Genomic DNA, 11,396 nt, shown 5'->3' with positions numbered 1-11,396 from the left:
CACGACCAGCGAACGAGACCGATCTTCGCGTCGTGACGCTGATCAACATCGATTCAGCAGATCGTGTTAGGAGCTCTAAGCGCTTTCACAGTCCGTTCAATGACTTCAAATATCTCGGTGTCGGTTGCTGGTTCCCAGCGGGGACCAACCAGGCCGGAGACGTCTTGTTCATACCCAGCCAACACCATGTCCGTCTGGGCCAGCAGCTCTGAAGGGAAGAGTCGCGCCGGGCCTGCGCCATCCGGGTCGAGTGTGCCGGCCGCGATCTCGGCAGCCTCGACCGCCACGCGCCTCCGCCACACCGCCGTTGGCCGCTCCGCCATGATCAGGATCATAGCCGGTAGGACGCCTGAGCGGATCGCGGCATGACAGTGCGTGCGGGATCTCGTGAAGTCTGCTCGTGGACGAGGCTTCCTTCTGGCGGATGGTCGAGGATGCCCGCTCGGAGGCTGGTGCCGACACCGCGCGCGTCGCTCAAGCGTTGCTTCGCCGTCTTCGTGGGCTGCGGCCAAATGCCATCGAACGGTTCCAGGAAATATGGGAACAGGCGCAGGACGAACTCTATCGTTGACCGGTCCTCGACGCCGCGACCCTGCTGCTCGGGCCCCTCGCCGAAGAGCTCGCCGTGCAGGACTGGATTGTGTCGCACGGCCGGCAAACCGTGCGCGGCGTACTGGAAGATCCCGACAGCCTGGTCGCCTTGGCGTCCGATCGGCACAACGCTCGAATCGATTGGTTTGCGGCCTTCCCATGGAGGCGCATCGCCGCTACCGGGGCTCCATTCGCGGTCGACGGCCCTTCAAGCCCGGACGAACCGTACGGAACGCGGACCGACCTGACGAGCGAAGTCGAGGTAAGACGACGCTTCCCCCGGCTCGCCACCTACCTGGATGAGAATCGATGGGCATTGAGCGCCACCCGCAGCGTGCAGACGGTGTTTAGCCGAATGTGGTGATCGACATCGGATTGCGCCTTATATCGCTTTCATCGGATACCAAACGGGGGCATCCTTCGACCGCACTTCCGCATACCGTGTACCAATGTTTCGGATGATCCTATCGTCCGAATCGCTTCACAATACGGGGAGGTATGGATCATGCGTCTGTTCAAGAAGGTGGCGACGGCCTTAGCGGTGGCGGGGCTCATCGTCGCGGCAACGCCGGTGGGGGCGCAGGCGGATCCGTCGCGTGACGTGATCCCGCCTAAGCCTGCTGGGGCAATTGCGTACGGGGTGCTCGTGAACGGCAAGTTGACCGTACAGCCGCCGATCGCCCCGAGTGTGGCGCGGCCGTCGTCAAGCGGCGAGGTAAGCGCGTTGGGCAGGGGTGGCGGGTGCAGGAACACGCTGAATATCGGCTCGTGCATCAACGCTTCTGGAGGCAGGCTTCGTGGCGACTTCTACTACAACTTCGACAATGATCTGACCGACATGGCGCTGGTGAGCATCGTCCGGCTCAGCGATGCGGCGGTGCTCGGCTGGTACAGCACCAACCTCGACCACCTCGGCAAATATCCGATCATCGAGTGGACCATTTCCGGCAGCGGCCAAGCGCGCACCATGGTCGACGTCTACAACAACTGCTTCTGCGACAGCCAACTGCAGTTCGTGGCGCAGAGCCCGAGTTATTTCTACCCGTAGGCGCCACTGCATGAGCAAAAAGGGTGGGGATGGGCTGCAGCCTTCCTCGCCCTTTTCGTCGTTGCAGACCAGGCGGCCGGGCACGCTGCATCGGGGGCAAGCCGACTCGGACCAACACCGTGCGGGATCTCGGCACGCAGGTCCCCATCACGCTGCGAGGGCACCGCGACGCGGTGAGCACGATTGCATTCACCCCCGACGGGCGGCGGCTGGCCAGTGCCAGCAGTGACGGCACCGTACGGATCTGGGATTTCACCACCTGGCGCACTACGGCCGAGTTGCCGGTCGGCGGCCCGCCGCTGGGGGTCGCGTTCAGCCCGGACGGGCGCCGGCTCGCGATCAGCGGCACCGGGCCGATCCGCATTCGCCTTTGGCTGATGACCCCGAACATCGGCGTGCGCCAACGGGTGGCCCGCGCCTACCTCATTTACGGGAGGCCCACAACGCCGCCGCCAAGAACGCGCAAGCTGTCAACGGAGACGTCGCCGTGGCGCAAGGGATTTCGCCGCGGTTCTTAGCCCTGATCCAGGCGGCGGTAGAAGGGGGAGCCTTGCTGCAGCATCTCCTTCTCGGTTCGCCGGGCTACAACTTCGGCATGCAGCACGCTGACCCAGCTGTGGCCGTTGCGGGTCGCCGTCAATCGGATCTCGACCTGATCGACGGTGGGCATTCCTGCGTCTTCCTCTGCGAACTCCACCCGCCAGCGCGCTCGGTCGCCGACGTCCAGCCCGGCCGGTTCAAGTCTGTCGTACGCGTGCACCGCCTCGAACCGGGGCTCGCCCGGCTGGACGCCGTTGAGGCCGGGCGTGAAGGCGACGCCGTCGGTGAGAAGCTCGACGCGTAGCTCGTCAAGCGTGCCAGCCGGCGACGCCGCGAGGCGGACCATCAGCCGATGCCAACCGCCGTAGCCGACCTCATCCCCGTTCGGGTTCTCCACCTCCGCGGTGAACTCGGGTGCCTGCTGCTGTCGGAGCGCCTTCTCCGCTGCGGCAGCCGACCGAGCCGCCGCAGCATACGATCGCCACGCGAACAGCGCGGCGCCTGCCGCGATCACTGCGGCCACCCACTCGGGCGCGTTCCCCCAGTCCGGCATAGATACGGTCCCGATCCTCTTGAGACGGCGCCCCGTGCGGTCGCGTGTTGCCTGGGATCGTAGCGAGCCGGCATGGTCGGCGCTCAGGACGTGGATGGCTCGTGACCGTACCGCCGGTCTTAGCTGTGCTGGTGTCCTGCCGTCGCAGCGAGGCAGGTGGCGACAAGGCGTTCGGCCCAGCGCACGGCTTCCACGGCGGTGCCGCTCTGGCGGGTATGGCGCGCGGCGCCGTCGTGCAGGATCGCGGTGTGCCCGCAGCGGCTGGCCCGATCCGGGGTGTCGACGGCGCGGACCCGGGCGGTCCACTGTCCCTCAGGTGGCGCGTACACACCGGCAGCGCCATCGATCTGCCAGCCCGCCCTGCCCGCGGTCACTTCACGCAACGGTCACCCGGGTGGGTGGAGGCCTTTGGCTCCGCCGGCGAGTAAAGAATCGTGACGCACCGGAGCCTGCGGCAGGCCCGCAACCCGGGTTACCGCACCGGTACCTCGTCGGTGTATCCGGTCCGCAGCAGGATCGTATAGCGGGTCAGCTCGCCGGCCGTCCGGTCTTCCTCGGCCAGTGCCTGACCGGTAACGGGGTCAATGATCAGCCGGATCTGGTCGGCCTTGCCGCTGTCGCCGGTGCGCGTGTAGGTGACCGCCAGACCGGGGCGGCCACGCTGGTCGGTGGCCGGACCGAGCAGGGTGACTCCCTTGATGTCTGCGAGCATCCGGTACGCGGCGGCACGCACCCCGGGCGAGACCGGCAGGTCGAAGGCGAGGTGCCGCCCGCTCCAGAAGAGCGCGTAGTCGGCCGGCTCGGACATGCCGACGTCCTTGAAGAGCTTCAGCAGCCACGTGCGCAGCGCCGCCGGATCGGTCGGCAGGGCTTCGAGCTGCGCGGCGGTCAGCGATGTGCCGCCGAGCGGATAGGTCCGGCTCCGGCTCCGGTTGGGGTAGTCGATGTCGCGGCGCTTCCGCGGGCCGGCCGCGCCCTCGACGACCACACCCCGGTCGGTCCACCGAGTGGGTGAGCCGTCGGCCTGCCAGGCGGCCCGATCCGCTGCGGTGGCCGGGGCGGCGGTCAGCCGCTGGAAGTACACCAGGCTGGTGTCAGCGGCCCGGGTCGCCTGCCACTGCTCCTCCTGGAGACGGATCAGCATGCGGTACGGCCGTTTCGCGGGACCGAGCTGACGGAGCGCGCCGTGTTCTTTGACGACCAGCCAGTACCGCCCGTCGGCGGCGGCGGCGGTGGACCGCTCGGCGGCGATCAGGAGGAGTTGCCGGGCAGTCTTCGGCGCGGCCTCCGGCGCGGCCCTGTTGGTGTCGGTGGGGACGGGCGCCGGCGGACCGGTCTGGCCGAGGACCAGCACGCCGGCCACCACGGCCGCCGGGACTGAGCCAGCGAGTACCAGCCACCTGACGGCGGGGCGCGACCGCACCGTCGCCGCGCGGGGGGTTGCCAGTACGTCGTCAAGGACGCGCTGGCCGCTGCTACTCTGCGCCCACCCGGCGGGCGGCTCAGGGCGCGCCGCCCGGACGATCTCATCGATGTTCATGGGTTCTCCTCACACTGCCAACGGGTTGCGGTGGGGCTTCGGCGCGGTCGACTCGTAGACCGCCCGGAACCGATTGCGGGCGCGGTGCAGCCGCACCAGATAGGTGGGCCGGGAGACGCCCAGCACCTTGGCGGCCTCCGCCGGGCTCAGGTCGAACCAGATTCCGGTGATCAGCACCTCGCGATCCGCCTCGCGCAATGCAGCCAGTGCACGGTGTACCTGGTCGCGCAAGACGATGTCGTCGTCGAGCTGGTCGGTGCCGGCCGGCTCCCGGGCGATCCGGCCCTCGACCGCCGTCGACGCGGCGGTCTTCCGGTGCCGGGACAGCACCACCCTGCGGGCGACGCCGAAGAGCCACGCCCGCTCCTCACCCGCCCGGATCCGGTCGACCGACCGCCAGGCGACGAGGAAAACCTCGCCCACTACGTCTGGGGCGTCCTGGCGGCCGACCCGCCATGACGCGTACGCATGGATGTCGTCGGCATGTCGCCGGAAGAGTTCCGTCGCCCGTGCCTCGGGGTCTTGCATGGCACCTCCGCAAGTAGCTCACTCGGACAGCGGGTACTTGTCGGCGCGGGCGCCGCTGATTACACCCGGCAACGAAGATCCCTGCTGATTGAAAGAGCCCAAGGGCTGGGCTCGCGGGGAAGGCTGGTCGGGGTGGTCGTTACCGTCCGTCATTGGCGTAAGCAAGGATCCGTATCACCAATCGCGGGCTGGGTCGCGGACGTACCGGCCGAGGTCATGACAAGGCTGTACCAGCGGATCGGGGCCCGCCCGGCGGGCCGGCCGTCACGCTCGACAATCTGGCGGGTGTGCACCGATGCCGGTCCCGAGGTCCTGGACCGGCGATCGAGGCGTGGAGCGCCGCCCGGCACCCCCGCGACACCGAGACGCCAGCGACGCGATTCCATCCCGGGGCACTCCTAGACGCTGGCCGGGGAGGCCGGCGAGTTGGCTCGGCCGCCTGTTCGGTCTCGGCGGAGGGTGTCTGCTTGCATGTCGCAGTCGCACCAAGTGGCGTCGTATGAGCTTAAAGCTATCTACCGACGTCTATGTGTTGTTCGTAGGGTGGCGCTAACTTGGTCGGCCTCCGACGGGCGGAAACACCGACCGGTGCTACTGCTGGGGAGGAGCAACCATGGCACATGCTTTACGCTCGCTTCGGACGGCGATGGTCGTGGTCGGAGCCTGTGCGCTAGGGCTGGGACTGCCGTCGATGGCGCCCGCTCAGGCCGATGTGCATTCGGCCCGACCGCCCGCGCCAGACTCGGTGCGCGCGCCCGAACGGGACCAGTTCTCGGAGGAGGGTGTCACAACGGTCGGCGAACTTCGCACCCTCAGCGCCTTGCTGTCCGACTCCGGCAGCAACCGCACACAGATCATTCGCCATCCCGGTGCGACGTACATCAAAGTCCACGTCAGTTCGCTACGACTGGCCCCTGGCGACTTTGTCACCGTGTCGAGCTCTGACGGCCGTGAGAGCTACCGGTACAACCGTGACCTTGACCGGGCCACCAGCTCTGACTTCACCACCGACGGGCAGCCGGGTTTCTGGGCGATGTCGGTGGAGGGTGACACCGCGGTGGTGACCCTGCACAGCAGCCGCCCGCGCAACGCCAGTGTCGTGACCATCGACCGTTTCTGGCGGGGCTACGACCAGGCGGAGATCAGCCAGTACAACGTCTCGCTCATGTCCGTTTGCAGCACCGACGCTCGCCGCGACGTGGTCTGCTACCAGACCAGTCACCCAGCTGAGTACGCCCGCGGCGGGGCCGTTGCGCGGCTGCTGATCAGCGGTGGTGGACGTTGCACCACTTGGCGGGTCGGCAACACCAACCGGATGCTGACGAACAAGCACTGCTTCTCGACGCAGGCTGCGGTCAGCGGCAGCGAGATGCAGTTCGACTATCAGTGCGCCACCTGTGGAGGCTCGAATCCCGGGGCGGGCACCAAAGTCAGTGGCGCCACCCTCTATCGGGTGAGCAGCGGTAGTTCCAATCAGCTGGACTACACCTTGTACTCCGTCAACAACTTCGCCAACATCCAGAGGTTCGGCACGCTTTACCTGGCGACGGCCGCTACCAGCACCGGCACGCGCATCTACATTCCCGGACACGGCGACGGCACCGCGAAGCGAGTGGCGATCTACGAGAACGCCCAGAACGGCCCGACCTGCACCGTACGGAATGCGAACTACAACACGTGGAACATCGGCTACAGCTGCGACACGTCAGGTGGCAACTCGGGCTCGCCGGTGCTGAACAGCAGCCACCGCGTGATCGCGCTGCATCATCTCGGCGGCTGCCCGTCCAACCAGGGCGCAAAGGCACATCTCATCTACAACGAGATCGCCAGCCTCATCGACAACAACGGCTGACTGCTCGCCGGCTCTCCCCGAGCGGGTGCTACGGGTCCGATACCCGTAGCACCCGCTACGACTCTGAGCACCCCTCGCGGCCCGGCACCTCCACCGGGCGGAAGCCGCCGCGTGCCCGCAAGTTCAGGGTGGGTACAGGGTCGACCGCGGCGTGGTAGACCGGCCCGGCTTCTCCGCAACCAGCTGAACGAGACTGACAACCGCAATGCTGAAGCAGGAGCCGTCGGGCAGCCCGGGCATCAGAGCTGGCCGAGGTCTATCTCGATGGCGAAAAGGTGCGGCCAGTTTTCACGTGCCTCACCAGGGAATCTCGCCCGGCTCCTAGTGGAAATGGTTGTTCACACAATGCGTACGCGGGAGCCACGAATATTGACGCGCTGTTGACGCCGCCGGTGAACGGCGCCACCTGTCCACCGCCTCATGCCGGCCGGTGTCAGCAGAGCTTCATGCTCTGGCATTGCGGACAGTCCGCGACGAGCCTCGCTGATCTCGTCGGCGGAATCTGTTGTTCAGAGCCAGCCACGGCGTTTGAAGGCCCAGTGCAGCGCCATGCCCGCCAGGATCATCAGCACCACGGCGAACGGGTAGCCGAACACCCACCCCAGTTCCGGCATGTGGGTGAAGTTCATCCCGTAGACGGCGGCGACCAACGACGGCGCGAAAAAGATGGCGGCCCAGGCGGAGATCTTCTTGACCTCTTCGTTCTGGGCGTAGCTGGCCACGGTGAGCTCCTGCACCCGGTCGTTCTGGGTCTGGCCCACCATGGTGGACCGAACGGTGAGCAGGCTCTGGTAGAAGTCGATCACGCCCTGCAGGTACTCGCGTTGCCCGTCGGTGATGCGCCGGACCCGGGTGAACCGGTCGGCGATGTCGTCGACCGGCCCGCGATGCCCGGCGGGCAACGCGGACAACTGGGCCAGGTGGGAGTAGAGGGCGCCGCTGAGCGTGGCCATGGTCCGCACCGACAACAGGCCGTGCCGGGCCTGGAACAGGTCGGTCAGGAACGCCTCCGGCTCGGTCACCTGCCCACCGGTGACCTGTTGCTCCAGCGCCCAGACGTCGGCGGTGACGAGTTCGACGTACTCCTCCTGGTTGCGGATCAGCGCGGCCACGATGGCATGCGACAACGCGGCGGGGCTCGCCGGGCGCAGACGGCCGTTGTCGATGCGCTCCCGCGCCGCCCTGGTCTCGCGTTCGGCCGCCGCGTCGGAAACCGCCGGATTGTTCGGGCCGTGCACGGTGACCAGGTAATTGGCGCCGAGGAACTGGTCGAGCTCCAGGTAATGGACATGGCCGCGTGCGCCGCGCTCCGGGGCGTGCAGGACCACGAAGACGTGATCGGCGTAGACGTGCATCTTGGGCACCCGGTTGCGTTCGCGGCAGTCCTTGACGGCCAGCCGGTGAAATCCGAATGTCTCGGACAGTACCCGCTCGGCCTCGTCGTCCCAGTGCGGGATGTCGACCCACACGAAGCCGGTGTCCTCGGTGAGGAGACTGTCGAGGTCCGCGACGGTGTGGCGTTCAGCCCTGCCCCTGATGATCTTGGCGATGTGCACGCCTGCCAGCATGAGCCATCCAGTCCACTCCGACCGGTATTGTTAACGCTTTTTTGACGCCTGTCAGCGGATACGGAGCCGCCTTGCTGCGGAATCATGGCCGGGATGGATTCGACCTGGGGTCAGCTGCTGCTAGGACTGGCAACGATCGCCGGGTTCTTCGCCGCCGTCGCCGCCGGCGTGGCTCTGCTGCTCTGGGCACCGTTGGCAGCTCCGCCCAGCATCGAGCCACCACGCTGGGCGACCGGCCGCGGTGGTGCTGCCCTCCGGAATCGGCTGTACCGGCACGCCACACGGGTGGCAGAACGCCTCGGCGCGCTACGGCTACGGCGCCGGTGCTCCGGTCGGTGGAACAGGTGGCGCGTCACCCTGCCCGGCTGGTGGTCGTCGGGTTCGCCGCAGCCGTCGTGGTGGGATGGAGTCTGTTGATGCTCCCGGCCGCGACGGAGACCGGGCGTGGTGCCGAAGCGGTCACGCGCTGTTCACCGCGTGATCCGCTATTCGGCTATCAACGCCACCGTCAAGATCGATCGCGCTCTTCTGCCGAGATGAGTACGCGCCGAGCCGAACATGCGGTGTCAGGTTCTCATCGGCCACGCGGGCCGCCTGGCGTTCCAGCGAAGGCATCCGGGCGAATAGCCGAGAGGACGAGAATCAACGCTTTCAGGAGTAGAAAGATCGCCAATACAAAACGCCAGAACGTGTAGTCGCTGTGTCTACCGAGCCATTCGCTGAACGGGATCGGCTTCGGTTTCTCCAGGCCGGGGCAGTCGCGAGCTCTGCCACGCCGGTGACGGGCTCGCCGTCGACACACCGGACCACGTGGGTGAACGCTTTGACAATATCGGTCTTTTAATATCCGATCGCGTCGGCCACACATCGGGGAGTGGGTCGTTGTCGCTTGGCCTGCCGCTTCCAAGCTGCGATCAGGGCGGGTGTTCGCTCGGAGACGTCGAAGGTCACACCACGGCCGAGCGAGTTTGCGATACCTACCAAGCTGATGTCGGGTGGTGGCGCAAGCCGGTCATCTTGAACACCTGGTCCGTCAGTCCGTATGACTTCCTCAGGTCAAGACAGCTTACGAGACATGGACGCATCTCAACGTTCGACAGCCCAGGTCCACTTGATCTGATAGCGCGCGCCCTGGACGGGACGGTCGATCGACCAGTAGACGATTGTGCCCCTCTGCAACACGGCCGGCTCTGCCGGCAGCGCTGTCCAGCGGCCTCGTCCCAGCTGCATCCGGGCATCCGCGCTGCGGATGCGATTGGTGTGTGACGCGATGACGATCATGCCGAGCCGTCCGGTGGAATGGTCCACGTGGGTCTCGAGCCACTCGCCTTCTCGGCCTTGAAACGCGCCGCGGTAGACCAGCTGCGAGATCACCGGCGTCACCTGTCCGCGAGCCAGCTCCCCCAAGTCGACCTCCAGCTCATACTCATGCTTCAAGACGTGACCGTCCCCGCCTGCGTGCGTGACGCTTACCTCGCGCCAAGCTGAGGTGCCCGGGTGCGTCACGCTCGTCGCGCCGTCGATTGATCCTGTGGTCGCGTAGTGGAAGACGATCGTGCTCTCCGGCCCCCGTTTCCGCACCCGGTAGTAGTCGCTCAGTCGGACCGCCTCATCAGATTCGCCCTCGGAGCGGAAGTCCAAAACCTTGATGACCTCGTCGTAAGCAAAGCCGAGGTGCTCGGCGGGATCCGGGTCGGTGATTTCCGCTGGTCTATCGTCACGCCACGCCCGAAGAAGGATGATCGAGGTGACCACGAAACCGGCGAAGGCGCCCCCAAGGCTGACCCCGGTCTGCTCGACCTGACCGCTGGAGCGGAGGAGGCCGAAACAGACAACGGCAGCGAGCAGGCTTAGCACCACAATCAGCGTGTACTTGCGCTCCTGCGTCGTTGGCCCACGCATGACTATCGCCACCCTGGCATCGGTTCACGGCTGGTGCCGATGATGCGCCAAGACCAAACGCCGCGCAGTCAGGTAGTGGTCAGACTCGGCGCCGGGATGCGTTGTTATTTGATATCGACAGGAGTTGATCGCGCTGCACGTCATCAACGTCTTGGCAGGCCGAACATTGCCTGGGAATCACAATATGTCCCAAGCGTGCGCCGTTCGGCATGGTGGAACGGTGACTTTCAGGATGGCGTGTCCGCTGCTCATGCGTTCATGATCCACCGCCGGTGTAGAGCGTGTGCTTTGCCTTGGTTAAGGGCTATTTGTATATACCGCCAGCATTGGAGATCTTGGAACCTCCTGTCCACTTTTCGACAGCATGTGGAATCAAGGGAGGCCATCATGGTAGATGGATTGAACTCGCACTGCGCCGGTTGCAAGTCTGCCCAATCATACAGCTTTTAAAGCATGCACCATTGAAGCGCACCGGGAGGCCATTGATGTCAGGCCAAGAACAGACGGGGAATCGCTCCACGTTGGCGGTAGCTGGAACGGTAATCGGTGTCGTAGCCGCGCTAGTTGGAGTTGTTATCCCCGTGCTGGCGTGGCTCTCCCCTAGATCGCCTGATCGAGCGAGCGCACCCGATTCGAGGACGTCATACATCCAACAGGTGGATTCATATTGTCGCGAGGCATTAGCCAGCTCGCCTCGAGCTGACTCCGCTCCCAGGGGAGATCCGGTAGCGTACGCGGCTTGGATAGAGGAGGCTATGGGGCACTATAGAAAGCTCTACGAACGCTGGGTCGTGGTCCCTTACCCTTCGCAAGACGACAAGCTAATTAGGCCGATCTTAGATGCGCTCGAGAGCATGATTAAAACTGGCTACGAGGTTGCCGACCTGCTTCGAAACAATGAGGTTGCCCTAGCCAACACTGCAATAACCCGAATGAAAGATGCTGGCGTTAAGGTCACTCAAGGGAGCAGGGCGTACGGATTCCAGAACTGCCAAAACCTTTGAGCGTGTCACGGCGAGGTGCCTACTTAAGCATGTCGCTTGCCACGAACTCTAGGTCCAATGGCCCTCCGACCGCAACGCCAACGCGTTCACCGACGCGACTGCCTGGTCTGCCGCTGTCCGGCAGCTGTGGGCGTCACGCCTCGTAGTGCGGACGTTCGACACCTGTCTTCGGATGTCGCGTCACAGTCGCAGTACTAAGAGCTCCTAACACGATCTGCTGAATCGATGTTGATCAGCGTCACGACGCGAAGATCGGTCTCGTTCGCTGGT

The 11,396-nt window shown here is 65.5% G+C and carries 13 protein-coding genes; 6 read left to right on the top strand and 7 right to left on the bottom strand.

Annotated features, from left to right (window positions below; all coding sequences use genetic code 11):
• Positions 1-53: 53 nt before the first annotated feature.
• Positions 54-335, bottom strand: coding sequence for a hypothetical protein (locus AC0NH5_RS42650; RefSeq protein WP_474414147.1), 282 nt, complete (start codon positions 333-335; stop codon positions 54-56).
• Between the two features lie 65 nt (positions 336-400).
• Between AC0NH5_RS42650 and AC0NH5_RS42645 the strand changes: the two genes are divergently transcribed.
• The 4 genes from AC0NH5_RS42645 (at position 401) to AC0NH5_RS42630 (ending at position 2,157) form a co-directional block, all read left to right on the top strand.
• Positions 401-571 (top strand): DUF4240 domain-containing protein, encoded by a 171-nt coding sequence (locus tag AC0NH5_RS42645; protein WP_474414145.1) that lies wholly within the window; start codon positions 401-403, stop codon positions 569-571.
• A 54-nt stretch (positions 572-625) separates the two neighbouring features.
• On the top strand, positions 626-955 hold the full coding sequence (locus tag AC0NH5_RS42640; protein WP_474414143.1) for a hypothetical protein: 330 nt from the start codon (positions 626-628) through the stop codon (positions 953-955).
• A 141-nt stretch (positions 956-1,096) separates the two neighbouring features.
• Entirely contained in the window at positions 1,097-1,639 is a 543-nt protein-coding gene (locus tag AC0NH5_RS42635) for a hypothetical protein (RefSeq protein WP_474414141.1), read from the top strand.
• A 119-nt stretch (positions 1,640-1,758) separates the two neighbouring features.
• Positions 1,759-2,157, top strand: coding sequence for a WD40 repeat domain-containing protein (locus AC0NH5_RS42630; protein WP_474414139.1), 399 nt, complete (start codon positions 1,759-1,761; stop codon positions 2,155-2,157).
• Here AC0NH5_RS42630 and AC0NH5_RS42625 read toward each other — a convergent pair.
• The 4 genes from AC0NH5_RS42625 to AC0NH5_RS42610 form a co-directional block, all read right to left on the bottom strand.
• Positions 2,154-2,732 (bottom strand): hypothetical protein, encoded by a 579-nt coding sequence (locus AC0NH5_RS42625; protein WP_474414137.1) that lies wholly within the window; start codon positions 2,730-2,732, stop codon positions 2,154-2,156. The genes AC0NH5_RS42630 and AC0NH5_RS42625 overlap by 4 nt on opposite strands.
• Positions 2,733-2,851: 119 nt before the next feature.
• Positions 2,852-3,106, bottom strand: coding sequence for a hypothetical protein (locus tag AC0NH5_RS42620; RefSeq protein WP_474414135.1), 255 nt, complete (start codon positions 3,104-3,106; stop codon positions 2,852-2,854).
• Positions 3,107-3,204: 98 nt separating this feature from the next.
• Positions 3,205-4,272 carry a CU044_5270 family protein gene (locus AC0NH5_RS42615; RefSeq protein ID WP_474414133.1) on the bottom strand — a complete coding sequence of 356 codons (1,068 nt, stop codon included), beginning with the start codon at positions 4,270-4,272 and terminating at the stop codon, positions 3,205-3,207.
• 9 nt (positions 4,273-4,281) lie between these two features.
• Positions 4,282-4,800, bottom strand: a complete 519-nt coding sequence (locus tag AC0NH5_RS42610; RefSeq protein ID WP_474414131.1) for an RNA polymerase sigma factor — start codon at positions 4,798-4,800, stop codon at positions 4,282-4,284.
• A gap of 613 nt (positions 4,801-5,413) precedes the next feature.
• Here AC0NH5_RS42610 and AC0NH5_RS42605 point away from each other — a divergent pair.
• The gene (locus AC0NH5_RS42605; RefSeq protein WP_474414129.1) at positions 5,414-6,652 is read left to right on the top strand and encodes a trypsin-like serine peptidase; all 1,239 of its coding nucleotides are present in this window, start codon (positions 5,414-5,416) and stop codon (positions 6,650-6,652) included.
• A gap of 509 nt (positions 6,653-7,161) precedes the next feature.
• Here the strand turns inward: AC0NH5_RS42605 and AC0NH5_RS42600 are convergent.
• A complete protein-coding gene (locus tag AC0NH5_RS42600; protein WP_474414127.1) occupies positions 7,162-8,220 on the bottom strand; it encodes a magnesium transporter CorA family protein in 1,059 nt (352 codons plus the stop codon).
• 93 nt (positions 8,221-8,313) lie between these two features.
• Between AC0NH5_RS42600 and AC0NH5_RS42595 the strand changes: the two genes are divergently transcribed.
• A complete protein-coding gene (locus AC0NH5_RS42595; RefSeq protein WP_474414125.1) occupies positions 8,314-8,637 on the top strand; it encodes a hypothetical protein in 324 nt (107 codons plus the stop codon).
• Between the two features lie 669 nt (positions 8,638-9,306).
• On the opposite strand, the gene AC0NH5_RS42590 is transcribed toward AC0NH5_RS42595, so the two are convergent.
• Positions 9,307-10,122, bottom strand: coding sequence for a hypothetical protein (locus AC0NH5_RS42590; protein ID WP_474414123.1), 816 nt, complete (start codon positions 10,120-10,122; stop codon positions 9,307-9,309).
• Positions 10,123-11,396 lie beyond the last annotated feature (1,274 nt).

It is taken from the genome of Actinoplanes sp. 13, assembly GCF_056134165.1.
The sequence above is the reverse complement of the archived record's forward strand: the minus strand, read 5'-3'. Positions and strand labels throughout refer to the sequence as shown.